Origin of the sequence: Dactylosporangium sp. NPDC000244 (genome assembly GCF_040300725.1) — a bacterium.
GTDB lineage: Bacteria > Actinomycetota > Actinomycetes > Mycobacteriales > Micromonosporaceae > Dactylosporangium.
The window spans coordinates 238373-263786 of sequence record NZ_JBEPEH010000014.1 but is presented as its reverse complement, the minus strand read 5'-3'; the positions used below and the strand labels follow the sequence as shown (position 1 = coordinate 263786).

The 25414-nt window shown below is 73.5% G+C and carries 24 protein-coding genes and 1 pseudogene; 14 read left to right on the top strand and 11 right to left on the bottom strand.

What is annotated here, in order from left to right; all coding sequences use genetic code 11:
* From ABT369_RS21850 to ABT369_RS21830, 5 genes and pseudogenes are all read right to left on the bottom strand, one after another.
* Positions 1 to 348: pseudogene (locus tag ABT369_RS21850) on the bottom strand (hypothetical protein); the annotation flags it as partial.
* Positions 349 to 454: 106 nt separating this feature from the next.
* Complete coding sequence (locus ABT369_RS21845) at positions 455 to 1045, bottom strand: TetR/AcrR family transcriptional regulator (protein ID WP_350614372.1); 591 nt, start codon at positions 1043 to 1045, stop codon at positions 455 to 457.
* Between the two features lie 36 nt (positions 1046 to 1081).
* Positions 1082 to 1771 (bottom strand): nucleotidyltransferase domain-containing protein, encoded by a 690-nt coding sequence (locus ABT369_RS21840; RefSeq protein WP_350614370.1) that lies wholly within the window; start codon positions 1769 to 1771, stop codon positions 1082 to 1084.
* Between the two features lie 116 nt (positions 1772 to 1887).
* Entirely contained in the window at positions 1888 to 2514 is a 627-nt protein-coding gene (locus ABT369_RS21835; protein WP_350614368.1) for a TetR/AcrR family transcriptional regulator, read from the bottom strand.
* Between the two features lie 112 nt (positions 2515 to 2626).
* The gene (locus ABT369_RS21830) at positions 2627 to 3667 is read right to left on the bottom strand and encodes a LacI family DNA-binding transcriptional regulator (protein WP_350614366.1); all 1041 of its coding nucleotides are present in this window, start codon (positions 3665 to 3667) and stop codon (positions 2627 to 2629) included.
* A gap of 121 nt (positions 3668 to 3788) precedes the next feature.
* Here ABT369_RS21830 and ABT369_RS21825 point away from each other — a divergent pair, with 121 nt between their 5' ends.
* A complete protein-coding gene (locus tag ABT369_RS21825) occupies positions 3789 to 4709 on the top strand; it encodes a DUF6807 domain-containing protein (protein ID WP_350614365.1) in 921 nt (306 codons plus the stop codon).
* A 151-nt stretch (positions 4710 to 4860) separates the two neighbouring features.
* Here the strand turns inward: ABT369_RS21825 and ABT369_RS21820 are convergent, their stop codons facing one another.
* Together ABT369_RS21820 and ABT369_RS21815 are read right to left on the bottom strand one after the other, a co-directional pair.
* A complete protein-coding gene (locus tag ABT369_RS21820; RefSeq protein WP_350614364.1) occupies positions 4861 to 6003 on the bottom strand; it encodes an FAD-dependent oxidoreductase in 1143 nt (380 codons plus the stop codon).
* 102 nt (positions 6004 to 6105) lie between these two features.
* Positions 6106 to 6789, bottom strand: coding sequence for a TetR/AcrR family transcriptional regulator (locus ABT369_RS21815; protein ID WP_350614362.1), 684 nt, complete (start codon positions 6787 to 6789; stop codon positions 6106 to 6108).
* 257 nt (positions 6790 to 7046) lie between these two features.
* Here ABT369_RS21815 and ABT369_RS21810 point away from each other — a divergent pair, with 257 nt between their 5' ends.
* The 3 genes from ABT369_RS21810 (at position 7047) to ABT369_RS21800 (ending at position 9564) form a co-directional block, all read left to right on the top strand.
* The gene (locus ABT369_RS21810) at positions 7047 to 7418 is read left to right on the top strand and encodes a hypothetical protein (RefSeq protein ID WP_350614360.1); all 372 of its coding nucleotides are present in this window, start codon (positions 7047 to 7049) and stop codon (positions 7416 to 7418) included.
* Between the two features lie 116 nt (positions 7419 to 7534).
* Positions 7535 to 8692, top strand: a complete 1158-nt coding sequence (locus ABT369_RS21805) for a glycoside hydrolase family 27 protein (RefSeq protein ID WP_350614358.1) — start codon at positions 7535 to 7537, stop codon at positions 8690 to 8692.
* Between the two features lie 38 nt (positions 8693 to 8730).
* Positions 8731 to 9564 (top strand): pentapeptide repeat-containing protein, encoded by an 834-nt coding sequence (locus ABT369_RS21800; protein ID WP_350614356.1) that lies wholly within the window; start codon positions 8731 to 8733, stop codon positions 9562 to 9564.
* On the opposite strand, the gene ABT369_RS21795 is transcribed toward ABT369_RS21800, so the two are convergent.
* The gene (locus tag ABT369_RS21795; RefSeq protein ID WP_350614354.1) at positions 9561 to 10217 is read right to left on the bottom strand and encodes a FadR/GntR family transcriptional regulator; all 657 of its coding nucleotides are present in this window, start codon (positions 10215 to 10217) and stop codon (positions 9561 to 9563) included. The two genes, ABT369_RS21800 and ABT369_RS21795, sit on opposite strands and share 4 nt — an antisense overlap.
* Before the next feature lie 175 nt (positions 10218 to 10392).
* Between ABT369_RS21795 and ABT369_RS21790 the strand changes: the two genes are divergently transcribed.
* A complete protein-coding gene (locus ABT369_RS21790; protein WP_350614352.1) occupies positions 10393 to 11589 on the top strand; it encodes a sialidase family protein in 1197 nt (398 codons plus the stop codon).
* Here ABT369_RS21790 and ABT369_RS21785 read toward each other — a convergent pair.
* On the bottom strand, positions 11574 to 12311 hold the full coding sequence (locus ABT369_RS21785) for a FadR/GntR family transcriptional regulator (RefSeq protein ID WP_350614350.1): 738 nt from the start codon (positions 12309 to 12311) through the stop codon (positions 11574 to 11576). The genes ABT369_RS21790 and ABT369_RS21785 overlap by 16 nt on opposite strands.
* Before the next feature lie 144 nt (positions 12312 to 12455).
* Here ABT369_RS21785 and ABT369_RS21780 point away from each other — a divergent pair, with 144 nt between their 5' ends.
* From ABT369_RS21780 to ABT369_RS21745, 8 genes are all read left to right on the top strand, one after another.
* Complete coding sequence (locus tag ABT369_RS21780) at positions 12456 to 14075, top strand: ABC transporter substrate-binding protein (protein ID WP_350614348.1); 1620 nt, start codon at positions 12456 to 12458, stop codon at positions 14073 to 14075.
* An 8-nt stretch (positions 14076 to 14083) separates the two neighbouring features.
* Positions 14084 to 15025: an ABC transporter permease gene (locus ABT369_RS21775; RefSeq protein ID WP_350614346.1), complete on the top strand. Its 942-nt coding sequence runs from the start codon at positions 14084 to 14086 to the stop codon at positions 15023 to 15025.
* Positions 15025 to 16965, top strand: a complete 1941-nt coding sequence (locus ABT369_RS21770; RefSeq protein ID WP_350614344.1) for a dipeptide/oligopeptide/nickel ABC transporter permease/ATP-binding protein — start codon at positions 15025 to 15027, stop codon at positions 16963 to 16965. The genes ABT369_RS21775 and ABT369_RS21770 overlap by 1 nt, the downstream gene beginning before the upstream one ends.
* Positions 16962 to 17993 (top strand): ABC transporter ATP-binding protein, encoded by a 1032-nt coding sequence (locus tag ABT369_RS21765; RefSeq protein WP_350614343.1) that lies wholly within the window; start codon positions 16962 to 16964, stop codon positions 17991 to 17993. The genes ABT369_RS21770 and ABT369_RS21765 overlap by 4 nt, the downstream gene beginning before the upstream one ends.
* A complete protein-coding gene (locus ABT369_RS21760; RefSeq protein WP_350614341.1) occupies positions 17990 to 18922 on the top strand; it encodes a dihydrodipicolinate synthase family protein in 933 nt (310 codons plus the stop codon). The genes ABT369_RS21765 and ABT369_RS21760 overlap by 4 nt, the downstream gene beginning before the upstream one ends.
* A gap of 108 nt (positions 18923 to 19030) precedes the next feature.
* The gene (locus ABT369_RS21755) at positions 19031 to 19678 is read left to right on the top strand and encodes a DUF4232 domain-containing protein (protein ID WP_350614340.1); all 648 of its coding nucleotides are present in this window, start codon (positions 19031 to 19033) and stop codon (positions 19676 to 19678) included.
* A 40-nt stretch (positions 19679 to 19718) separates the two neighbouring features.
* Positions 19719 to 20915 carry an MFS transporter gene (locus ABT369_RS21750; RefSeq protein WP_350614375.1) on the top strand — a complete coding sequence of 399 codons (1197 nt, stop codon included), beginning with the start codon at positions 19719 to 19721 and terminating at the stop codon, positions 20913 to 20915.
* A gap of 125 nt (positions 20916 to 21040) precedes the next feature.
* Positions 21041 to 22453: an RICIN domain-containing protein gene (locus ABT369_RS21745; protein ID WP_350614338.1), complete on the top strand. Its 1413-nt coding sequence runs from the start codon at positions 21041 to 21043 to the stop codon at positions 22451 to 22453.
* Positions 22454 to 22455: 2 nt separating this feature from the next.
* Here the strand turns inward: ABT369_RS21745 and ABT369_RS21740 are convergent, their stop codons facing one another.
* Positions 22456 to 22926 carry a winged helix-turn-helix domain-containing protein gene (locus tag ABT369_RS21740; RefSeq protein WP_350614337.1) on the bottom strand — a complete coding sequence of 157 codons (471 nt, stop codon included), beginning with the start codon at positions 22924 to 22926 and terminating at the stop codon, positions 22456 to 22458.
* 47 nt (positions 22927 to 22973) lie between these two features.
* Between ABT369_RS21740 and def the strand changes: the two genes are divergently transcribed.
* A complete protein-coding gene (def, locus tag ABT369_RS21735) occupies positions 22974 to 23522 on the top strand; it encodes a peptide deformylase (RefSeq protein ID WP_350614336.1) in 549 nt (182 codons plus the stop codon).
* 13 nt (positions 23523 to 23535) lie between these two features.
* On the opposite strand, the gene asnB is transcribed toward def, so the two are convergent.
* Positions 23536 to 25401, bottom strand: coding sequence for an asparagine synthase (glutamine-hydrolyzing) (gene asnB / locus ABT369_RS21730; RefSeq protein ID WP_350614335.1), 1866 nt, complete (start codon positions 25399 to 25401; stop codon positions 23536 to 23538).
* Positions 25402 to 25414: the final 13 nt, after the last annotated feature.

The following is a 25414-nucleotide window of genomic DNA, read 5'->3' as shown; positions in this document are numbered from 1 at the left end:
GCCGATGCCGGCGGTGAGGGCGAGGCCGATGCCGAGCAGGCCGAGCATGAAGCCCCAGTTGGCGTACCAGGTGCCGGCGATGGTGTGGAAGAAGCCTTGCAGGGGGCCGGCGTCGACGTTGGCGAGGAAGCCCTTGGTGGGGCTGCCGCCGTTGATCCAGGCCTTGGCCGACGGGGTCGAGTAGCCGAGGCCGAGGAGCTTGTCGGCGAACGCCCAGAGGAAGACGAAGCCGGTCGCGTACCGCAGCACCGCCAGGCCGCGGGCCGCCGCCTTGGTCAGCATGCTCCCGGGGGCCTCGACCCGCTCGAGGTGGCTGGCTGCGGTGTGGTTGATGTGCGAGGTGCTCATGGCTCTCGGCCTCCTGCCGCGCTCTCTCTTTGACACCAACAGCGTCGCAAGAACGAGGCTCGGGCACCGGTGCCGAAGCGACCGACCCGGCGGGACCAACGGCCCCTCAGTGACCGGGACCCATGGGCAGCATCGCGGCGATCAGGTCGCGCAGCGGGCCGGCCAGGGCGTCGCGATCCGCGGACTGCAGCGGCTCCATCGCGCCGACCGAGCGCAGCAGCACGATGCCGAGCGAGGCGGCGAGGACCATCTGGGCGCGCAGCAGCACCTCCTCGTCGCCGGGTTCCCGCCCCGCGGCGGCCGCGAGCCGCTCGGCGGAGGTGCGCAGGACGCCGCGGCGGATCTCGTCGGCGCGCTCGTCGCCGGAGGAGCGCAGCAGCAGCGCCAGCTGGCCGGGCGCGCCCTCGGGCCCGATCCGCGCGGCCTGGTCGGCGATCACCAGGTGTACCTCCCGCAGCGGCACGTCCCCCGTCTCGCGCCGCAGCTCGTCGACCGCCGCGGTCAGGCAGGCCTCGAACAGCCCTTCCTTCGACACGAAGTACCGCGCGATGAGCGCCACATTGACGCCCGCGTCCTCGGCGATGTCCCGCAGCGTCGTGGTCCGGTACCCGTCCCGCGCGAACCGCGCCCGCGCGGCGTCGAGCAGCAGCGCGCGCGTCTTGGCGGCGTCCCGGCGTCGGTTCGGGGGCGCGGTCATCCGGATACGGTACCCGCTACCAGCAGCGCGGCCGGCTCAGCGTACGTCGTAGTGGGCGCGCCGGACGCGCAGGAGCCACCGCTCGACGACCTCCTCGTCGGGCTGGTCGGGCAGCGGGGAGCGGATCGCGTCGAAGCCGGCCTCGTACTCGGCCAGGGTGCGCCGGGCCAGGTCGATGTCGCCCGCGGCGACGCGCTCGCCGAAGTCGCGGAACGGCCGCGGGTCCTCCAGGCGGATCAGCAGCTCGCCGGTGCGGTACAGGTGCCGGCCCTGCCAGCACAGGCGCAGCAGGTGCCGGGCGTGCTTCGCGGTGCGGCGGGCGGTGTCGGAGCTGAACGTGCCGTCGCCGCGGTGCTCCAGGCGGCGGAACTGCTGGGTGGCGTACCCGAGGTAGGCATCGCGGATGCGCTTGGCCGACAGGAACGCGGTGCGGATGCCGATGAGTTCGTCGCCGAGTTCCGTGCGCACCTCGTAGAGCTCCGCGGGCAGCCACATGAGCTCGGACACCGTCGGGTTGCCGCCGAGTGCGAGGCGGCAGTACTTCGCGGCCTCGTGCCGGGTCACGTCGGGCGCCTTGCTCACGCGGCTCTCGGCCGGCGTGTGCAGCCCGAGCAGCCGGATCGTCGGCGCGGCGAACAGGCCGAGCCGGTCGACGTCGGAGTCCGGCCCGGCGAGCCCGTAGGCGGTCGACCCGACGATGCCCTGCAGCAGGTTGGCGTCATCCACGGCAACGGTATCCACGGCAACGGTATCCACGGCAACGGTATCCACGGCATCGGTATCCACGGCATCGGTATCCACGGCATCGATGCTCGCCGCACGGCGGCCCGCTGTCGCCCGAATTACGGCTGGTGCCCGAGCAGCGCCACGCACAGGCCGGTCAGGTGGTCGACGAGCGGCTCGGCGGGGTCGCGCATGTCGTGCCAGACCCAGTCGATCAGCACCTCGCTGATGCCGGCGATCAGCGCCAGGACCGTGCGCTCGTAGCGCACCGTGTCCGCGCGCAGTTTCGGCGCCAGGGGCGCGAGCACCCGGCCGAAGAGCTCCGCCTCCTCGCGCAGCACCCCGCGCCGGCGCAGCTCCATCCGGGGTGCGTTGATGTAGACGATCCGGGCGCGCTCGGGGTGCTCGGCCAGCAGCCGCACCAGCGCGGCCAGCATCGGGCGCAGCGCCGCGTAGAGGCCGTCCGCGCGGTGGGGCGCCGCGGCCGCGACCTCGGTCAGCAGCCAGCCGTTGACCTCGCGGTGCAGGGTGAGCACGAGCGCGTCGCGGTCGGCGAAGTGGTCGTAGAAGTACCGCTTCGAGACCTTGGCGAGGGTGCACACATCGGCGACGGTCACATCGTCGTAGTCCCGGCCCGCGAACAGCTGCACCGCCGCCGCCACGAGCCGCTCCCGCCGGTCCGCGGCCCGCTCCTCCCGGCTCTGCCCGCCGTAGGTCTCGCCGCGCCCGGACGGCCGTTCGGCCACCCGCCACCTCCACGTCGCCGCCCCCACCCGAATTCGGACACCGTACCCGAAGCTCGCCCGGGGTAATCCATCGGAGTTTTCGGTAAGTCGTGGCAACGTTTCCGTGGAAGTTTCACGCCGGCGGCGCGGTGCTCTCCCGCAGCACGAGCGACGTGGCGAGCTCGACCCGCGACGGCTCGACCGGCTGCCCGGCCGCGAGCCGCAGCACCATCTCGGCCGCGGCCCGCCCCATGCCCGCGAACGGCTGGCGCACGGTGGTCAGCGGCGGCCCGCACCAGCGCGCCACCTCCAGGTCGTCGAAGCCGACGACGCTGAGATCCTCGGGCACCCGCAGCCGCGCGCGGCGGGCCGCGTCGTACACCCCGAGCGCCTGCAGGTCGTTGCCGCACAGGATCGCCGTCGGGCGGTCCCGCCGGGCCAGCAGCTCGGCGCCGAGCGCGGCGCCGTCCTCGAACGCGAAGCGCCCGCTGCGCACCAGCCCGGGGTCCAGCGCCACGCCCGCCGTCTCCAGCGCGGCCCGCGCGGCCTCCAGCCGCGCCCGGGAGCACATGAACTGCGCCGGCCCGGTGATGAGGGCGATGCGCCGGTGCCCGAGGTCGAGCAGGTGCCGGGCCGCGGCGATCCCGCCGGACCAGTTCGTGGTGCCCACCGACGGGGTGTCGTGCACCGGCTCGCCGGTCGGGTCGAGCACCACGAGGGGCACGCCGCTGGCCGTGAGCTGCTGGTAGTACTGCCCGCGATAGGCCGAGTGCACCGCGATCACGCCGGTCGGGCGGCGCGCCAGCAGCAGGTCGGCGGTGCGGCGCCCGGCCCGCGGGGCGCGCCCCTGCAGGTCGGTGAAGCCGACGGTCAGGCCGCGGTCGCGCACGACCTCCTCGACCCCGCGCATGATCTCGACCGCGAGGTGGCTCTCCAGGCCGGAGAAGGCGACCTCGACGATCGGCAGCGCGCTGGTCGCGTCGGTGCGCCGGTACCCGTGCTCGCGCAGCAGCGCCTCGACGCGCTCGCGGGTGTCGACCGCGATGCCGGAGCGACCGTTCAGAACTTTCGAGACCGTCGGCGGCGACACCCCGGCCAGCCGCGCGATCGCGGCCACGGTCACCGCGCCCCGTGGCCGCCGCCCGCCCCTGGGCTCGGGATTCGTCTCGGTCATGCCCGCATGATAGGCCGCGCCCGGACGGCATTGACGAGCGTTGCCGGCGACCGTACGGTGTGGAAACGTTTCCGGTAAATGTATGAATGTTTCGAAACGCGATGGCGCCGGAGGGGGCCGCATGAGCACCGTACCCGGGACCGTGACCGCGGGCCTCGCCTTCGCGCTGTGGCAGGACGCCTCGCTGCGGGTCACCTGGCGCGGCCGTGAGTTGTTCCGGTACGTCTACCGCGTCCGCGGGCCCCAGATGGAGTCGCCGCGGCCCTACCTGCATCCGATCCGCACCCTCGGCGGCCGGCTCGTGAGCCTGTACCGCCCGCACGACCACGTCTGGCACAAGGGCCTGTCGCTGGCGCTGCCGAACGCGGGGCCGGACAACTTCTGGGGCGGCCCGACCTTCCGCCGCGACCACGGCGCCTACGTCCAGCTGCCCAACAACGGCACCCAGCGGCACGAGTGCTTCGAGGCGCTCGACGCCGGCGACCGGACCCTGCGCGCGGTCCAGCGGCTGCGCTGGCTGGCCCAGGACGGGCGGGAGGCGTTCACCGAGCGCCGCGGGCTGACGGTCACGGTCCTGCCGCACCGCGCGGCCTGGCGCCTCGAGCTCGACACCGTCCTGCGCAACGCCGGCCCGGACGCGGTCGGCATCGGCAGCCCGCAGACGGAGGGCCGCGCCGGGGCCGGCTACGGCGGGCTGTGCTGGCGCGGGCCGCGCAGCTTCACCGGGGGCAGGGTGCGCACCCCGGACGCGGCCGGCGGCGACGACCTCAACGGCGTCCGGGCGCCGTGGCTCGCGTTCACCGGGCGGCACGACGGCGACGGCGGCGCCTCGACGGTGCTGTTCGCCGACGACCCGGCCAACGCCGGGCACCCGTCGGCGTGGTTCGTGCGCAGCGCCGCCTACGCGGTGGTGGGCCCGGCCCCGTTCGCGGACGCGCCGGTGCGGCTGGAGGCCGGGGCGCGGCTGCGGCTGCGGTACGGCATCGTCTTCGCCGACGGCGAGCTCGGCGAGGACGAGTGCGCGGCCCTGGCCCGGGCCTGACCCGTAGACGCGGCGGGTGTGGTGCCGGGGCTCACCACACCCGCCGTCCGGTCACTGCCCGGCGGCAGCGTACGCGTCACTGCCCGGCGGCAGCGTACGCGTCACTGCCCGGCGGCAGCGTACGCGTCACTGCCCGGCGGCAGCGTACGCGTCACTGCCCGGCGGCGGCGTACGCGGCGAACTGGTCGATGAGGCTCTGCGGCGCGTCGTCGCGGAAGCAGATCTCCAGGTTCGCCGCGGCCTCCCGGGCCGCGTCCGCGCTGCGCGGGAAGAGCTCGGCCTCGTACGCCGCCAGCGCCCCCTCCGGGTCGCCCGGGTGCGCCACGATCGCCTTGCCGAGCGCCGCGCCGTCGAACATCGCGAGGTTGGCCCCCTCGCCGGCGAACGGCGACATGAGGTGGGCGGCGTCGCCGAGCAGCGTCACGCCCGGCACCCGGTCCCACCGCAGCCCGGCGGGCAGCACGTTGATCGCCCGGGGCACGACCGGACCGTCGGCGTCCGTGATGAGCGCCCGGAGCCGCGGCGACCACCCGTCGAACTGCGAGACGAGGAGCGTGCGAGGGTCGCCGCTGCCGCCGAAGCCGGCCGTCGCGGCCCAGTCCTCGGGCACGCGCAGCGCGACGTAGACGTGCAGGCTGCCGTCGGTCTCCCGGTGCGCGAGGAACCCCTTGCCCGGCCCGAGCGCGAACAGCATCCCGGCCCCGACGACCTCGGCGGCGCCGGGATGCCGCGAGTCGGCATCGAGCAGGTCGACCTCGAAGAAGGTGACCCCCGCGTAGGCCGGCCGCGCGTCGGTGACCAGCGGCCGGATCCGCGACCAGGCCCCGTCGGCGCCCACGAGCAGATCGGTGGTCTCGGTGCCGCCGTCCCCGAGCGTCAGCTCGTGCCGCCCGTCCCCGATCGCCGCGACCGAGGTGACGGCGCCGCCCCACCGGATGGTGCCCTCGGGCAGCGAGCCGATGAGCATGCTCCGCAGCTGCCCGCGATCGACCTCGGGCCGCCCGCCGTGCCCGTCGTCGGCCTCCTCGACCCGCACGGCGGCGTGCCGGTCGAGGATGCGCATGGCCTCCCCGCCGGGGTGGATGATCCGCCGGAACTCCTCGAACAGCCCGGTCTTCCGCAGCGCGACCTGCCCGTTGTAGTCGTGGATGTCGAGCATCCCCCCTTGCGTGCGCGCGCCGGCCGAGGCGTCGCGCTCGTAGACGGTGGCCTCGATCCCGTGTACGTGGAGCACCCGGGCGAGCGTGAGCCCGCCGAGCCCCCCGCCGACGATGCCGATCCGCAGCTGCTCCATCGCGCCGCTCCTTCCGTGGATCCCGCTTGAATGTGACGAACGCGTTCGTGACGAATGCGTTTTACGAGCGCACGCCGATGCCCGGAGAACCCGGGCGTCGGATCAGTGGCCGGGCGTGGGCGCGCCGGCGATGCCGTTCAGGAGGGCCTCGAAGGCCCACCGCTGGCGCTGCTCGACGGTGCCGGAGAACAGCTCGTCGCGCGTGCGGCCCAGGTTCGGGTAGGCGTCTTCGGGCGCCTCCCGCACCGACTGGGTCTGCAGGCTCACCTCGCCGTCGGCCTCGGCCGACTCGTCCCGGGTGCCCTGCTCGGCGGCGGTCGCCGTGGCCAGCTGGAGCAGCAGGTCGACGCCCCAGGCGGCTTGGCGGACCGGGACGCCGCCGGCCAGCAGCAGCCCCAGCAGCTCGTCGACCAGCCGCAGGTAGTTGGGTCCGGACGGCCGCAGGGTGAGCACGGAGCGGGCGAGGCTGGGCTGGCCGTGCAGGATCGCGGTGTAGGCCGACAGCAGCTCGACGGCCCCGTCGCGCCACTCGGTGCCGGGCAGCGGCAGGGCCAGCCCGAACAGCAGCTCGTCGAGGAGCGCGCCGTGCAGTTCGGCGGTGTTGTGCAGGTAGACGTAGAGCGAGGCCGGTCCCGTGTCCAGCTCCGCCGCCAGCCGGCGCATGGTGACGCGTTCGAGGCCCTCCTCGCGCATGATGTGCAGCGCCATCGACACGACGCCGGCCCGGCTCAGGGGCGGCTTGGCGGGGCGGTCGCGCCGGCTGACCGGGACTCGGCGAGGGCTCATGAACACGATCGTAACGAACGCGTTCGTCGGTGCCAAGCCCGCCGCCCGCTGCCGTCCGCTGCCGCCCGCCGGTCGCCGCCCGTTGAGTGCCGATCGTCGCGGGCAGAGCAGGGCGGGGCGGGGGCGATCGTCGCGGGCGGGGCAGGGCCGGTATGCGGCCGGTCGCGGTCCGTCCCGGGTCGGCGGTCATCGGGCGGTGGGCCTCCCACGAATTCGCCGGGGCACCGTAGCGTGCGCCGGCGCTCTACCCTGTCGCCATGCCGCCGAGCCTCGACTGCGTCAGCTCCCTGCCCGCATTACGCGCGGCCGACCTGCGCGAAGTCGCCGCGGCCGTGCTCTGGCTCGGCTTCGGGCACAAGCGCGCGCAGGCCCGGCCGGTGCTGAACCTTCTTGAGGTGCAGGCGACCATCGCGCGCAAGGTCCCCGAGGTGGCGATCCGCATGCTGCGCAGCGGGCCCAGCGCCGAGGAAGCGCGCGAGATCCTGCTCGAGGCGCTGCAGGTGCTCGAACACAACCGGCTCGTGCTGTGGCGCTGGACCGGCGAGGACTACACCGCCGAGTCGATCGCGCTCACCCGCCGCGGCCGGGAGGCCCTGGCGAGCGCGGACCTCGGGGCCTACATCGCCTGACCCCCAGCGGATTGTGAGCCCGCTGCCAGGAAGCGGGTGCGGACGTCTCGGCGTACATCGCCTGAGCCCCGGCGGATTGTGAGCCCGCTGCCAGGAAGCGCCGCTACGGTCGGGGCATGGCGACGGTACGGCGGGCGTGCGCGCTCGTGCTCGTGCTCCTGCTCGGGGCACTGGCCGGCGGATCGGCCGGGTCCGTGCCGCGGTGGGACAACGGGCTGGCCCGCACCCCGCCGATGGGCTGGAACGACTACAACGCGTTCGGCCTCGGCGTCACCGAGGACCTCGTCCGGCGCACCGCCGAGCGGATGGTCTCCGCGGGGCTGCGCGACGCCGGATACGAGTACGTCAACATCGACGACGCCTGGATGGCCGAGACCCGCGACGCCGGCGGCAACCTCCAGGCCGACCCGGCCCGGTTCCCGCACGGCATCAAGGCCCTCGCCGACTACGTGCACGGGCTCGGGCTGAAGCTCGGCATCTACGCGGACGCCGGCACGCAGACCTGCGGCGGCCTGCCCGGCAGCCTCGGGCACGAGCAGCGCGACGCGCGGCAGTTCGCGGCCTGGGGCGTCGACTACCTCAAGTACGACACCTGCAACGCGAACGGGGTGCCGGCCCGGCAGCGGTACGGCGCGATGCGCGACGCCCTCGCGGCGACCGGCCGGCCCATCGTCTACAGCATCTGCAACTGGGGCGCCGAGCGCGTCTGGGCGTGGGGGAGCGGCTACGGCAACCTGTGGCGGACCACCCTGGACATCCGGCCCACCTTCGACAGCCTCCTCGACGTCTTCCACGCCACCGTCGGGCTCTCCGGCTACGCGGGCCCGGGCGGCTGGAACGACCCCGACATGCTCGAGGTCGGCAACGGCATGACCCGCACCGAGGACCGCGCGGAGCTGAGCCTGTGGGCGATGCTGGCCGCGCCGCTCATCACCGGCGCCGACCTCACCACCGCCTCGGCCGGAACGCTCGCCGACCTCACCAACCCGGCCGTCATCGCCGTCGACCAGGACCCGCTCGGCCGCCCGGCGACGCTGGTCTCGTCCCGCGCCGGCCTCGACGTGCTGGTGAAGAACCTCGCGAACGGGGACGTGGCGGTGCTGCTGTTCAACGAGACCGGCACGGACGCGGCGATGTCGTGGACGGTCCCGGGCGCGACCGCGGTGCGCGAGCTGTGGACGGGCGCGGCGAGCACGGCGAGCACGGAGGTGGCGGCCCGGGTGCCCGCGCACGGGGTGGCGATGTTCCGGGTGGGGAGGGCGGGAGCCAAGTAGCGTCGCGACCGCTTGACCGCATCGGTGACCATGATGGTGTGCGACGACCCGTGCTGGTGGTGCTGATCGTGCTCGTGTCCGCGGCGGCGGGCCTCGCCGCGGTGCTGCTCCTGCCGCCCTTCGTGGTCGACCACGACCTGGGCCGCACCTCCGTCGGCGCGAACGAGCGGCTCACGGCCATCAACAACGCCCGGACCGTCATGCTGCAGGCGCTGGGGGCGGTGATCCTCGCCCTGGGCGCCTACGCCACCTGGCACCGGCTGCGCATCAACGAGGAGGAGCTGCGGCTGAGCCGCAGCGCGCAGACCACCGAGCGGTACTCGCGCGCTGTCGAGCACCTGGGCCACGACTCCCTGGACGTGCGCATCGGCGGCGTCTACGCCCTCGAGCAGATCGCCGGGCAGTCCCCGCCGGACCGCGACGCCATCATCGAGATCCTGCGCGCCTACGTGCGCGGGCACTCGCCATGGCCGCCGGGCCGCCCCGGCCAGCCGCCCGCCGACATGCCCCTGACGGAGCTGCCCACCCTGGCGTCGCGGGCCAACGACGTGCAGGCCGCCGTCGACGTGCTCGTCCGGCTGCATGGACCCGGTGGCGCCGAGCGGCTGAGCCTGCCGCGGTGCGACCTGCGATACGCGCGCATGAACGGGGCGGTCCTGCGCGGCGCGAACCTCGGCCACGCCGCGTTGCAGCGGGCCCGGCTGGCCGGCACCGACCTGCGCGACAGCATCCTCGAGGGCGCCGACCTGCGCGGCACCGACCTCGCCGCGGTCCGGCTGGACGGCGCCGTCGCGGACGGGGGCACCCGCTGGCCCGACGGCTTCGACCCGGTGGCCGCCGGCGTCGTGATCCCGGCCCGGGACGGGGCTTAGGTCGCCGCGGCCCGGGCCTCGGCCTGGATGATGCGCTGCTTCACGTCCCGGAAGTGCAGGCGCATCGCCTCCCGGGCCGCCTCCGGGTCGCGGTCCCGCAGCGCGTCCACGATCCGCCGGTGGTTGGCCACCGTCTGCGCGATGCGGTCCTCGGGCGGCGCGAGCAGGCCCTGGACCTCGTGGTACACGTCCCAGAACATCCCGATGAGCTGCAGCACGAGCTCGTTGCCGCAGCCCTCGTAGAGCAGCGCGTGGAACGCCCGGTCCGCCGCGGCGTCGTGGGCCATCCCGCTGACCAGGGCGTCGAGCGCGGCGAAGCGGGCCTCGCTGACGGTGCCGGCGACGGAGCCGATGAGCCCGGTCTCCAGCAGCTCGCGCACCTCGACCAGGTCGTGCAAGGCCCGCACGCCGCCGGGGCCGGTGCGCACCCGGAAGGTCAGCGACGGGGCGAGGACGTCCAGCGAGGCGCGGCCGACGAAGGTGCCGAAGCCGTGGCGGATCTCCACGATCCCGAGCGCCTGCAGGGCCCGCACCGCCTCCCGCACGCTGTTGCGGCTCGCCCCGAGCAGGTCCATGAGCTGCGGCTCGGTCGGCATCGGCGCGCCCGGCGGCAGCTCGCGGTCGTGGATGAGCTCGACGATGCGGTCCTGCACCGTAGCTCCTCGTCTGGCCATCCGCAGAACATCCCACGTCCGGAGTCGGAACGGTAGCGGCGTTCGGGTGATGTAACGCTCCCGACACTCTTGACGGTCGATGCTGCGGGCTTCTAGGGTCCGGAGCGAGACAGAGGACGTCCTACGTCCCACCTCGTCCCCGAGAGGTGTACGCATGAAACGACCGCTCATCCTGACCGCCACCGGCCTCGGACTGCTCGCCCTGCTCGGCTCCGCGCCGGCCGCCGCCGAGCCGCAGCGCGCGCGACCCGGGTGCGACGGCTCCGTGCCGTACCGCGCCAACACCGAGGGCTACTCCGCCTTCCGCATCCCCGCCGTCGTCAAGGCCCGCTCGGGCGCGATCCTCGCCTTCGCCGAGGGGCGCAAGGGCGGCCTGTCCGACGCCGGCGACATCGACCTGGTGCTCAAGCGCTCCACCGACGGCGGGTGCACGTGGGGCCCGCTGCAGGTGGTGTACGACAGCGGCGCCAACACCTCCGGCAACCCCGCGCCGGTGGTGACCGCGTCCGGGCGGGTGGTGCTGCTCTCGACGTACAACGCCGGCACCGCCACCGAGGCCGCCATCATGCGCGGCGAGGTGACGGCCGAGCAGAGCCGCCGCGTCTTCGTCCAGCACAGCGACGACGACGGCGCCACCTGGAGCGCCCCGGCCGAGCTCACGGCGACGGCGAAGCGGCCGGACTGGCGCTGGTACGCCACCGGCCCCGGCCACGCCGTCCGCCTCACCAAGGGCGCGCACAAGGACCGGCTCGTGGTCCCGGCCAACCACTCCGCCGCCCCGCCCGCCGGGTCGACCGACGCCGGCACCGAGGCCAAGTACTACGGCGCGCACGACCTCATCAGCGACGACAACGGCGCGACCTGGCGCATCGGGTTCGTCGACGGCACCTACGACGGCGTCGTGAACGCCAACGAGTCCAGCGCGGCGGAGCTGCCGGACGGGCGGCTGTACTTCAACGCCCGCGACCAGAACGGCACCGCGCCCGGCAACCGGCTCGACGCCGTGAGCCTCGACGGCGGGCAGAGCCTGAGCCCGGCCTTTTACCGTCCACAGGGGACGATCACCGGGCCGGTCGTGCAGGGCAGCGTGCTGCAGGTGACCGGGCGCAATGCGGCGCTGGTCTACTCCGGCCCTGCCGACCCGGCCGCCCGGGCGGTCATGACGCTGCGGGTCAGCCGCGACGGGGGCGCCACGTTCACGCCGGCGCTGGCGCTGTCGGGCCTGCCCGCGGCGTACAGCGACCTCGTCCAGCTCGACGACGCGACGCTCGGGGTGCTGTACGAGACCGGCGACCTCGGCGCGAACGAGACCATCGCCTTGCGGCGGGTCGCGACTCAGTCGCTGGGCTGAGCCTGCCGCAGCCGGGCGAGGCGGCCCCGCACGCCCGCGAAGTGCGCCCGCATCGCCGTCGCCGCCGCGGCCTTGTCCCCGGCGGCGACGGCGTCGCGGATGTCGCGGTGCACGCGCGCCACGTCGTGCGGCGGCTCGTCCGGCTCGCCGAGGTCGTCGTGCAGCTGGTGGTACACGTCCCAGAACGCCCCGAGCAGCTGCCCGACCAGCGGGTTGTCCAGCGGGCGGTAGAGCACGTCGTGGAAGAGCTTGTCGGTCTCCGGCGACACCATGCCCGCCTCGGCCTCGGCCTCCATGGCGGCCAGGACCTCGTCCACCGGCCCGCACTCGCGCGCCGCCGGGCCGTCGATGAGCAGCTGCACCAGCCCGCTCTCGAGCGCCTCGCGGATCTCGATCAGGTGCCCCAGGTGGCTCGGCCGGTCGCCGGCGGTGATCCGGCCGTGGAAGGCGAGCTCGTCGACGAGCCCGTTGAGGGACATGCGCCCGACGAACATGCCGAAGCCGTGCCGGATGTCGACGATGCCGACGGCCTGCAGCGCCTTGAGCGCCTCGCGCACCGCGTTGCGCCCGACGCCGAGCTCCTCGACGAGCTCCGACTCGGTCGGCAGGGAATCGCCGGCCGACAGCCCGCGGCGGACGATGAGCTCCTTGACCTCGTCCTGCACCTCGTGCGCCCGGCTGCGCCGCCGGTTGCCCAATCGATCGCTGCGCGCGGTGGTCATGCCGCTCCCCGGGGTTGACGTTGGTGGGACATCCTACGACCCCACTTGACCGATGTGTAGAGACGGTCCTAGCCTCCACACTACGACAGGACATGGGATGTGGGACGTCCAATGTTCCGCAATTCCGATCACATAGGAGGCACCGTGCACACCCCGGCTTCACGGCACGTGTTCAGCCGCCGCGACTTCCTGCGGTATTCCGGCGCCCTCGGCGCCGCCGCCACCATCAGCTCCTCGCTGGCCGCGTGCGGCGGCCCGGCCTCGACCGGCTCCTCCGGCAGCGGCGGGGACAAGGACCTCATCACCGCCGTCATCGGCTACGGCAACGACCAGAGCTGGGACCCGACCATGACGGCGTCGGCGTTCTCGATGGCCGCCAACGTCCACATCTACGAGGGCCTGCTCGACACCGACCCGGTCACCCGCCAGCCCTACCCGGCCCTGGCCACCGCCCTGCCGGCCGACGTCAACGCGACGACCTGGAAGTTCACCCTGCGCGACGGGGCCAAGTGGCACGACGACCAGCCCGTCACCGCCGACGACGTGCTGTTCACCTTCGAGCGCGTGCTCGACCCGAAGGCCAACGTGCTCATCGGCTCGTTCTTCCGGGCCTGGCTCGACACCGTGCGCAAGACCGACGACCGCACGGTCGAGCTCGTCTTCAAGTTCCCGTTCCCCGACGCCGTCCAGCGCCTCACGATCGCCAAGATCATGCCGAAGCACGTCTTCGGCCAGGCCGGCGGCTGGGACGCGGCCAAGGGCGGCAAGGCGGTCGGTTCGGGGCCGTACAAGCAGACCTCGCACCAGCCGAAGTCCAACACCACGTTCGAGGCCTACGCCGGCTACAACGGGCCCCGCCCGGCCACGGTCAAGAAGATGAACTGGCTCAGCATCGTCGACGCCTCCGCCCGGGTCGCGAAGATCTCCGGCGGCGCGGCCGAGGCCCAGATCGCTGACAACGTGCCGTACGCGAACATCGACCAGCTCACCAAGGGCGGCCTGCAGGTCGAGGGCGGCAAGGGCATGAACCACATGTTCCTGATGTTCAACACGACGCAGAAGCCGTTCGACGACGTGCGGGTGCGCCAGGCGCTGTTCTACGCCATCGACACCAAGAAGATGATCGACGTGGCGCTCAAGGGCCACGGGACCGCGTCGACGAGCTTCCTGAACCCGGAGAACCCCTCCTACCGCCGGGCCTCCACGGTGTACGAGTACAACCCCGACAAGGCCAAGCAGCTGCTCGCCGACGCCGGGGTCACCGGCCTGACCATCTCGCTCATGGCCGTCAACGTCAGCTGGATCAGCGACTGCCTCCCGACGATCGCGAACTCCTGGGAGGCCGTGGGCATCAAGACCACGCTGCAGCCGCAGGACACCAGCGCCCTGTTCACCAAGATGGACCAGTCGCAGAGCTACCAGGTCGTGGCGGCCGCCTCCAACCCCAACCAGTTCGGCCTCGACGCCGACCTGATCATGCGGTACAACTACACGTCCGGCGGCACGTGGATGAAGTACACCAAGTGGGACAGCACCGCGGCCGCCAAGGACCTCTTCGCGAAGATGGACGCGGCCACCGCCGAGCCCGACGCCAAGAAGAAGCTGGACCTCACCCAGCAGTACCTCGACACCATCGCCGAGCAGGCGGTGCTCTATCCGGTCGTGCACACCGAACTTATGACCGCGTGGGACTCGCACAAGCTCACCGGGGTCCGCGCCCAGGGCTACCCGGGCATCAACCTCCTGCAGGCCAAGCGCACATGATCGCCCGGATGCTGGTCCGGCGGCTGCTGATCCTGGTACCCCTGCTGCTGGGCGTGATCGCGTTCGTCTTCGTCGTCATGCGCTTCTCCGACAGCAAGCCGGAGTACGCGTACTTCCAGGGCGCCAACCCGACGCCGGAGCAGATCCACCAGTTCCAGGTCGAGAACGGGCTGCTGGACCCGCTTCCGGTGCGTTACGTGCGCTTCGTCGGTGACCTGCTGCACGGCGACATGGGCACCAGCGTGCTGACCAAGGCGCCGGTGCTCGACTCGGTCACCACCGCGCTGCCGCTCACCCTGCAGCTGACCGCGCTCGGCCTGCTCGTCGCGGTCGTGCTCGCGCTGCTGTTCGGCGTCACCGCGGCGATCTTCCGCGACCGCTGGCCGGACCAGGCGATCCGGCTCGTCTCGCTGGTCGGGGTGGCCGCGCCGGCGTTCTGGCTGGCGCTGCTGATGATCCAGTACCTCGCGGTCGACCGCGGCTGGTTCCCGACCGGCGGCTACATCAACCCGGCCGACTCCTTCTCCGGCTGGCTGCGCTCGATGACGCTGCCGGCGCTGTCGCTGTCGCTGCCCGTCGCCGCGCAGCTGACCCGCATCATCCGCACCTCGATGGTCGAGGAGCTCGACAAGGACTACGTGCGCACCGCGATCGGCAGCGGCCTGCCGCCGGTCGTGGTCGTCGGGCGCAACGTGCTGCGCAACGCGCTCATCAACCCGCTCACCGTGCTCGGGCTGCGGGTCGGCTACCTGCTCGGCGGCGCCGTCGTCATCGAGCAGATCTACTCGCTGCCCGGCATGGGCCAGCTGATGATCAACGCGGTCCGCGACGGCGACCCGGCCGTGGTGCAGGGCGTCGTGCTCACCATCGCCGTCGGGTTCGTGGTCGTGAACCTCGTCGTCGACGTGCTGTACCTCCTCGTCAACCCCCGACTCAGGAGCGCTGCCTGATGCGCGCCGGACTCTCCGCCAAGCTCGCCCGCCCGGGGATGCGGGTGCGCCCGCGCCGCCTGCGGGCCTCGTCCTGGATCGCGATCGCCGTGGTCGCCGTCGTGGCGCTCGCCGCGCTGCTGGCCCCGGTGCTCGCGCCGCACTCCCCCTTCGTGCAGGAGGCCGTCGGCGGCGGCCCCTCCGGCGCGCACCCGATGGGCCTGGACAGCAGCAACCGGGACATTCTCAGCCGGCTGATGTACGGCGCCCGCTGGTCGCTCGTCATCGGCCTCGGGGCCACCGCGCTCGCCCTCGTCGCGGGCGCGCTCATCGGCGCCGTGGCGGCCACCTCCCGCCGCGGCGCCGACGAGACGATCATGCGCGTCCTCGACGTCGTCATGGCCTTCCCCGGCATCGCGCTCGCGGCGGTGCTCGTGGCCGTCTTCGGCGGCGGCATCGGCGTGCTCGTGCTCGCCATCGCGTTTCTCTACATGCCCTCCGTGGCCCGGGTCGTGCGCGCCAACGTGCTCGCCCAGTACGAGGAGGACTACGTCGCCGCGGAGCGCACCATCGGCGCCCGCACCCCGCACATCCTGCTGCGGCACGTGGCCGTCAACTGCGCGGCCCCGGTGCTCGTCTTCTGCACCGTCATGGTCGCCGACGCGATCGTGTTCGAGGCGTCGCTGTCGTTCATCGGCGCCGGGGTCCGCCCGCCGAACCCGTCCTGGGGCTCGGTCATCGCCGACGGGCGCACCATGGTGCTGCTCGGCGGCTGGTGGGCGACGGTCTTCCCGGGCCTGCTCATCCTCGTCACCGTGCTGGCCCTGAACATCCTCGCCGAGGGGGTCTCGGACGCGTGGGCCGCCCCGGCCGCCCGTCCTTCGTCCTCGTCGGGCGGCGTGGACGCGCTGGAGACGGCGCGGCCCGGCTCCGGCGAGCTCACCGAGCTGCCCGGCCTGGCCGAGGCCGCCGCGCGGCTGCGTGCCCGGGCCCGGCCGCTGCCCACCGGCGAGCCCGTCCTGCGCGTCGAGGACCTCGCGATCGGCTTCCCCGGCCGGCACGACGACGTGGACATCGTCGCGGGCATCTCCTTCGCGGTCCGCCCCGGCGAGGTGCTCGGCCTGGTCGGCGAGTCCGGCTGCGGCAAGTCGCTCACCGCGCTCACGGTCATGGGCCTGCAGCCGCGGGGCGCCCGCGTCCGCGGCCGGATCACCTTCGCCGGGCGAGATCTGCTCACACTGTCCACAAGGGATCGGCGGCGGCTGCTCGGGCACGACATGGCGATGATCTACCAGGACGCGCTGTCCTCGCTCAACCCCGCGATGACCATCCGGGCCCAGCTGAAGCAACTCGTCAAGCGGGGCGGCCGGCGCAGCGCCACCGAGCTGCTCGAGCTCGTCGGGCTCGACCCGGCGCGGACGCTCTCGGCGTACCCGCACGAGCTCTCCGGCGGCCAGCGCCAGCGGGTGCTCATCGCCATGGCCCTGTCCCGCGACCCGAAGCTCATCGTCGCCGACGAGCCGACGACCGCGCTCGACGTGACCGTGCAGGCGCAGGTGATCGAGCTGCTGCTGCGGCTGCGGGCCGAGCTCGGCTTCGCGCTCGTGCTCGTCTCCCACGACCTCGCGCTCGTCTGCGACGTGACCGATCGGATCGTGGTGATGTACGGCGGCCAGATCGTCGAGACCGGGGTCACCGCCTCGCTCATCGGCGCGCCCGCCCACCACTACACCCGGGGCCTGCTCGGCTCCGTGCTGTCGCTGGAGTCGGGGGCGCAGCGCCTCACCCAGATCCGCGGCGTCGTGCCCTCGCCGGCCGGCTTCCCGGCCGGGTGCCGCTTCGCCGACCGGTGCCCGATGGCCACGGACGTCTGCCGCAGCACCCCGCCCCCGCTGGCCGGCGGCGCGCACGCGGTCGCCTGCCACCACCCCGCCCTCGATCTCGCCGAGGTGACACGATGAGCGATCTGCTGGATCTGCGGGACGTGCACGTGGTGCACAAGGCCCGCACCGGCGGCCCGCTGCGCCGGGACAGGGTCTACGCGCTCACCGGCGCCGACCTGACCGTCGGGGCGGGGGAGACCGTCGGGGTCGTCGGCGAGTCCGGCTGCGGCAAGTCGACGCTCGCCCGGGTCCTCGTCGGCCTGCAGCGCCCGACCGCCGGCACCGTCCGCTTCCGCGGCGAGGACCTGTGGGCGCTGCCGGCGTCCCGGCGCCGCACGATGGTCGGGGCCAGCACCGGCATGGTGTTCCAGGACCCGTCCACGGCGCTGAACCGGCGCCTGCCCGTGCGCCGCATCCTGCGCGACCCGCTCGACGTCCACCGCCGCGGCACGCCCCGCGAGCGGGACGAGCGGGTCCGGGAACTGCTCGGCCTCGTCGGCCTGCCCGCCGGCGCGCTCGACGTGCTGCCCGGGCAGCTCTCCGGCGGGCAGCGGCAGCGGGTGGCGATCGCCCGCGCGCTCGCGCTGGGCCCGGACCTGCTCATCGCCGACGAGCCGACGAGCGCGCTGGACGTGTCCGTGCGCGCCCAGATCCTCAACCTCCTGCTGGACCTCAAGGAGCGGCTGAACCTGGCCCTCGTCTTCGTCTCGCACGACATCCAGACCGTGCGGCGCATGAGCGACCGGGTCGTCACCATGTACCTCGGCCGCATCGTCGAGGAGGCCGCCGCCGGCGCGGTTCCGGCCGGCGCCCGCCACCCCTACACCCGGGCGCTGTTCTCGGCCACGCCCGGCCTGCTGCACCCGATCGACCCGATCCCGCTCGCCGGCCCGGTGCCGTCCGCGACCCGCCCGCCGAGCGGCTGCCCCTTCCGCACCCGCTGCTGGAAGGCCGACGACGTGTGCGCCGCCGGGATGCCGGCTCCGACGGACTCGGACCCGGACGCTGCCACGGACGCCGGCGGGCACCGGTTCCGCTGCTACCACCCGGTGCCCGCGGGCGCCACCGACCGTGAACTGATCAGCCAAGCCCAGGAGCGCGCATGAGCACCGCCACCGCACTGTCCGGCGTCATCCCGCCGGTGTGCACCCCGCTGACGCCGGACTTCGAGGTCGACACGGCGTCGCTCGTCCGGCTCATCGACCACCTCCTGGCCGGGGGCGTCGACGGCCTCTTCGTCCTCGGCTCGACCTCCGAGGTCGCGTTCCTGCCCGACACCCACCGGCGGGTCGTGCTCGACACCGTCGTCGGGCACGTCGCCGGCCAGGTGCCGGTGCTCGCCGGGGTCATCGACATGACCACGCTGCGGGTGCTCGACCACGCGGCGACCGCGGTCGCGGCGGGCGTCGACGGCCTCGTCGCCACGGCGCCCTTCTACACCCGCACCCACCCCGCCGAGATCGAGCTGCACTTCCGCACGATCGCCGCCCGGACGGGCCTGCCGCTGTACGCCTACGACCTGCCGGTCTCGGTGCACTCGAAGCTCCCCGGCGACCTGCTGCTCGGCCTGGCCGCGGACGGGGTCCTCGCCGGCCTGAAGGACTCCAGCGGCGACGAGGGCGGCCTGCGCAACGTGCTGCTCGGCCGCCGCGACCGGCCCGGCGCCGCGGACTTCGCGGTGCTGACGGGCTCGGAGCTGACCGTGGACTCGGCCCTGTGGATGGGCGCCGACGGCGTGGTGCCCGGCCTCGGCAACGTCGACCCGCACGGCTACACGCGCCTCTACGCCGCCGCCCGCGCCGGTGACTGGCCGGCCGCGCGCCGCGAGCAGGAGCGGCTCGTGCGGCTGTTCGACCTCGTGGCGGTCGGCCGCGCCCGGATGGGCCACGGCTCCTCGGCCCTCGGCGCGTTCAAGGCGGCCCTGCACCTGCTCGGCGTCATCGCCCACCCGACGACCGCGGTGCCGCAGATCCCGCTCGACGAGTCCGAGATCGCCGCGGTCGGCACGTTCCTCGCCGCCGCGGAACTGCGCTAGTCCCCAGGCGAGGCGCGTTTGATGTGAACCGTGATTCCAGTGTGCACCCCGACGGGCCCGGTGGTTGCGACTTGCCACATGGGGTAACGACACTGGGAGGTGCACATGATGACGCGTACCAGAGCGCTGCTCGCGATCGCACCGTTCGCGCTGCTGCTCGGCTCCGCCGCGGGCTGCGGCTCGGACGGCGATGGCTCGGCCGCGCCCGGTGGATCGGCACTGCCCGGGAGCCAGGCACCCTCGGACGCGCCGCCGGTGAGCGGCGCGTCCGAGCCGTCGGGCGGGGCGAGCCCGACCGGCGGCAGCGGCGGTGGCGGGGATTCCGGCCGCTGCCACCACGGCGAGGTCAGGCTCGCCGTCCAGGACGCCCCGGGCGGCGGCGCGGCCGGCAGCCAGTACACCTGGATCGTCCTGACCAACACGTCGTCGCGGACGTGCACGGTCTACGGGTTCCCCGGCGTCTCCTGGGTCACCGGGGACAGCGGCCAGCAGGTCAACAAGCCCGCCGAGCGGGACACGGCCGTCTCGCCCAAGCGGGTCGAGCTGGCCCCCGGCAAGGCCGCGCACGCGCAGGTCGGCAGCCCGCAGACCGGGAACTTCGGCGACGAGTGCAAGCCCGTGCAGGTGCGCGGCTACCGGGTGTACCTGCCCGACGAGACCGCCGCGGACTTCGTGCCCGCCCCGCAGACCGTGTGCTCGGCCGACGGCGTCGGCCTGGCCCACGTCGGCCCCGTGGTCGCGGGCACATCGCAGTAGCGCAGCCGGGCGGCGCCCGTACCATGCGGCGGTGAACCTCATGCGCCGCCCGGGCTGGGCGCCGGTCCTGCTCTCGTACGCCACGTTCGTGCTCGTCGGCCTCAACGCCGGCGTCGGCGGGGTGCTCATCGTGTCCCAGATGCGCGACTACGGCGTCGACGAGGCCACGATCGGCCTCACGTTCTTCACCAGCTCGGCCGGGTACATGGCGGCCGGGGCGACCGCGGGGGCGCTGCTGCACCGCCTCCACGTGCGGATGGCCCTGGCCGCGGGCATCGCCGTCTACGCCCTCGGGGCGGTCGCGACCGCCGTGCGGCCCCCGTTCGCGGTCCTCGTCGCCGTCCAGCTGCTCGTCGGCTACGGCACCGGGGTCCTCGAGTCGATCCTCAACGTCTTCCTCGCCGAGCTGCCGAACTCGACCACGCTGCTCAACCGGCTGCACGCGTTCTTCGGGGTGGGCGCGTTCCTGGGGCCCCTGCTGGCCGCCTGGTTGCTGCAGTACCTGTCCTGGACCGCCGTGTGGCTGGTGCTCGGCCTGCTGTGCGCGCCGCTGGCGGCGGGGTTCCTGGTGGCGTACCCGCGCCGGGCCCCGGCCGCGGAGCGCGCCGCCGCGCCGCGCCCCACCGGCGTGCTGCGCGACACGCTGCGCAGCCCCGCGGTGGTGCTCGGGTCGGCGTTCCTGGCCGTGTACGTCGGGCTGGAGATCGGCGTCGGCACGTGGGCGTACAGCTTCCTGATGCGCGTGCACGGCGAGTCCGGGGTGATCGCGGGGTACACGGTCAGCGGCTACTGGCTCGGCCTCACCCTCGGCCGGTTCCTCATCAGCCCGATCGCGACCCGGGCCGGGATGAGCGCGGCCGGGATGGCCACCGCCTGCCTCGCGGGCGTGACGGCCGTGGCCGCGGCGCTGTGGGCGCTGCCGACGGCATCGCTGGCCACCGCCGGCCTCGTGCTGCTCGGGTTCTTCCTCGGCCCCCTGTTCCCGACCGCGATGGCGGTCACGCCGCAGCTGGTGCCGCCGCGGCTGATGGCGACCGCGATCGGCGTCATGAACGGGGTGTCGCTGCTCGGCGGGGCCGCCCTGCCGTGGCTGACCGGCTGGCTCGCCCAGCATGTCGGGATCTGGACGCTGATGCCGTACGCGCTCGGGCTGTCGGTCGTGCAGCTCGCCCTGTGGCGGCTGATGCTCGCGCGCGCGGTCTCCCCGTCGCCCGAGCTGCTCCCGTCGGAGTCGTGACCCCGCCGGCACCCGCTGAGCGCGGCGGGCCGGGGAACGGAACGGTTCGAGTCTGAACGGTTCTGTTCGGTTCCTGGTGTGCCCGTCGCGGCGGACGCTGCCATGGGTGCATGAAGGACACCGCCATGTCACGAGGACTGCTCGCGCTGCTGATCGCCGCCGCCACCGTCCTCGTCGCCGCCGCGCCGGCCCACGCAGCGGCCGTCACCGTCCAAAGTGGAGTGCAGCTGCGCGACACCGCGGGCAACCTCCTGCACGCGCACGGGGGAGGGGTCGTCAAGGCCGGCTCGTACTACTACTGGTTCGGCGAGGACCGCAACGCCGACGACACCTTCCGCTCCGTCGACGTCTACCGCTCCACCGACCTGCGCACCTGGGAGTTCCGCAACCACGCGCTGACCCAGTCCTCCGCCGCCGAGCTGGGGTCGGCGAAGATCGAGCGGCCCAAGGTGATCTACAACAGCTCGACCGGCCAGTTCGTCATGTGGATGCACAAGGAGAACGGCACCGACTACGGCGAGGCCCGCGCCGCGGTCGCCACGTCGTCCACGGTGGACGGGGCGTACACGTACCGCGGCAGCTTCCGCCCGCTGGACTACATGAGCCGCGACATCACGCTCTTCCGCGACGACGACGGCACCGCCTACATGATCTCGGCCGCGAACGAGAACGCCGACCTGCACGTCTACCGCCTCACGAGCGACTACCTCGCGGTCAGCGCCCGGGTCCAGCGCCTGTGGCCGGGCTCGTCGCGCGAGGCGCCCGCGATGTTCAAGCGCAATGGGGTGTACTTCCTGCTGACGTCGGCCGCCACCGGCTGGGCCCCGAACCAGCAGCAGTACGGCACCGCCACGAGCGTCACCGGCACCTGGAGCGCCCTGCGCACCGTCGGCGACAACACGGCATTCGGCTCGCAGACGGCCTATGTGCTGCAGGTCGGCAGCGCGTACCTCTACCTCGGCGACCGGTGGGCGGGCGCGTGGGGCGGAGCGGTGAACGACTCGCAGTACGTCTGGCTGCCGCTGTCGTTCCCGAGCAGCACCGGCCTCGGTCTCGCGTGGGCGCCGCAGCTGAGCATCGACGCGGCCGCCGGAACCGTGTCCGCGACGGCCGGGCCCGCGGAGCAGCTCGTCGCGCGGCACAGCGGGAAGTGCCTCGACGTGAGCTCGGGCTCGGCCGCGGACGGCGCGCGCACGTTGCAGTACACCTGCGGAACCGGGCTGAACCAGCGCTTCACGGTGCAGGATCTCGGCACCGGCTACGTGCGGCTCGTCGCGCGGCACAGCGGCAAGTGCCTCGACGTCAGCGGCGCCTCGACCGCCGACGGGGCGACCGTGCTGCAGTGGACCTGCGGCGGCGGCGCCAACCAGCAGTGGCAGGTGCAGAGCGCCGGCTCCGGCTACGTGCGGATCGTCGCGCGGCACAGCGGCAAGTGCCTCGACATCGCCGACGGCTCGACCGCCGACGGGGCGGCCGGCCTGCAGTGGACGTGCAACGGCGGCACCAACCAGCAGTGGACCCGCCGCGTGGTGGCCTGAGTTCAGTCCGCGGGCTCCACGAGGGGGAAGAACCGCGCGACGGCCGCGACGGGTCCGCGGTTGTGCGCCGGACGGCCGCTGTACCCCGCGATGAGCGCCCGCACCGCGTTGCCGAGCTCGGTCAGCTCCTCCGGCGTCAGGTACACGACCTCGCTGAAGGCCTGGTCGCGGCGCCAGCGCGCGGGGGCTCGGTCGCGCACGGCGAGCCAGTGCTGGTAGCTCTCGTCCTCGAGACCGCGGTTGAGCGTGCTTTGCAAAGGAGGGGCCTCGCCGACGAGCCGCCAGGGCTTCGCGCGGCCCTCGGCGGGCACCTCCTCGACCACGCCGTAGCGGGCCAGCTGCCGCAGGTGAAACGAGTAGAGCCCGGAGCTGCCGCCCAGCTCCCGCGCGGCCTCGGTGGACGTGAGCGTCCCGCGCTCGCGCAGCAGGGTGACCAGGGCGGTGCGCACCGGATGGGCCTGTCGGTCGATCACCTTGCAAAGTATGCTCGTTTGCAAAGCACAATGCAAAGGAGTCGAGCATGAGCGTGGTTCCGGTGCGGATCTTCGGCGACCCGGTGCTGACCACCGCGACCGAGCAGGTCACGACGTTCGACGCGGAGCTGCGCCGGCTGGTCCGCGACCTCTTCGACACCCTGGAGTCCGAGCGCGGCTCGGGCCTGGCCGCCAACCAGATCGGCGTCGCGCTGCGGGCGTTCGTGTTCCACGTCGACGGGGTGCGCGGGCACCTGGTGAACCCGGTGCTCGACTTCCCCGACGAGCAGGAGCAGGACGGGCCCGAGGGCTGCCTGTCGATGCCCGGGCTCTACTTCGACACCGTGCGCCGGCAGCACGTCGTGGCCAAGGGCTTCTCGGACCGCGGCGACCCCGTCCAGGTGGTCGGCGCCGGCGAGCTGGCCCGCTGCCTGCAGCACGAGACCGACCACCTGGACGGGGTGCTGTTCATCGACCGGATGGACGCCGGGCGGCGCCGCGACGCGATGCGCGGGATCCGCGAGGCGCCCTGGTTCGGGCCGGGCTCGCCCCGCGTGAAGGTGAGCCCGCACCCGCTGTTCGGCCGGATCCGCTAGAGCTCCGGATCCGCTAGAGCTCCAGGCGCGCCGGGCTGTGCCGCAGCCAGGTGTCCAGGGCCAGGATCTGCTCGATCTGGCGGCGGGCCAGGCCGAAGCCGTCGTGCTCGTAGGGCGACGCGACCAGCTCGCCGACCTTGGCCCGGTCGAGCAGGGCGGACGCGGGTGAGTCGGCGGCGACCACGGTGGCCGCCTCGCGCAGGGCCCGCTCGTAGCGCTCGTCCTGGGTGGACGGGTACGGGCTCTTGACCCGGGCCACGACCGACGCCGGGAGCACGTCCGCGGTCGCGGCGCGCAGCAGGCTCTTCTCGCGGCCGTCGAAGGTCTTCATCGACCACGGGGTGTTGTAGACGTACTGCACCAGCCGGTGGTCGCAGAACGGCACCCGCACCTCGAGCCCGTGCGCCATGCTCATGCGGTCCTTGCGGTCCAGCAGGATCTGCACGAACCGGGTCAGGTGCAGGTAGGAGATCTCGCGCATGCGCCGGTTGTGCGGGTCGGGGTCGTCGCCGTGGTCGACCTCGGCGAGCGCGGTGCGGTAGGCGGCCTCGCGATACTCGGTCAGCCGCAGCGCCTCGTGCAGGCCCTGGTCGAGGGCGCCGCTGGACGCGTCCGCGCCCGGGTTGGCCAGGCTGAAGACCGCCAGCCACGGGAACGTCTCGGACTGGATCACGGCCGGCTGGTGGAACCAGGCGTAGCCGCCGAACACCTCGTCGGCCGCCTCGCCCGACAGCGCCACCGTGGAGTGCTCGCGCACGGCCCGGAACAGCAGGTACAGCGACGTGTAGATGTCCCCGCCGAAGGTCGGCTGGTCCATCGCGGCGACGACGGCGTTGCGGCTGAGCGGGTCCATGAGCGTGGCCGCGTCGAGCACGATGTCCTCGTGGTCGACGTTCACGTGCTTGACCACGTCGTGCACGAACGGCGCGTCCGGGGTCGCCCGCATCGGGTCGGGCTTGAAGTGCTCGGTCTGCCCGACGAAGTCGACGGCGAACGAGCGCAGCGGGCCCTCGCCCCGCGCCGCGAGCGCCCCCTGCGCGAGCGCGGTGGTCGCCGAGGAGTCCAGCCCGCCGGACAGCAGCGCGCACAGCGGCACGTCGGCGATCGTCTGGCGGGCCACGATGTCGTCGAGCAGGCCCCGCACGGTGCGGATGGTGGTGTCGAGCGAGTCGGTGTGCTCGGCGTAGGACGGCCGCCAGTACTGCCGGCGGTGCAGCCCGTCCGCGTCGACCCGCAGGATCTCGCCGGGCACGACCTCGTGCAGGTCGCGGTAGATCGCGTGGCCGGGGGTCTTGATGAACGCGAGCAGCTCGCGCAGGCCCTCGATGTCCACGACCGCCTCGGCCTGCGGGTGCGCGAAGACGGCCTTGGGCTCGGACGCGAAGAGCACGGAGCCGGCGATGCCGGTGTAGTAGTACAGCGGCTTGACGCCCATCCGGTCGCGCACCAGCAGCAGGTGCTCCCGGCGGGCGTCCCAGATGCCGAACGCGTACATGCCGTTGAGGCGGTCGACGAAGTCCTCGCCCCACTCGACGTAGGCCCGCAGCACCACCTCGGTGTCGCTGTCGGTCTTGAACGCGTGGCCGCGCCCGCGCAGCTCCTCGCGCAGCTCGCGGTAGTTGTAGAGCTCACCGCTGTAGGTGATCGCGGCGAGCTCCCGGCCGTCGTGCTCGACGGTCATCGGCTGGTCGCCGCTGACGAGGTCGATGACGGCGAGCCGGCGGTGGCCGAACGCGATGTGCTCGCGCACCCACAGGCCCTCGGCGTCGGGGCCGCGCAGCGCCATCGTGCCGGTCATGGCCCGCACGGCGGCCGTCTCGCGGCGCAGATCACGGCCTTCGGGGGCACCCAGGGCGACCCAGCCGACGATTCCACACATTGCCTTGCACCTC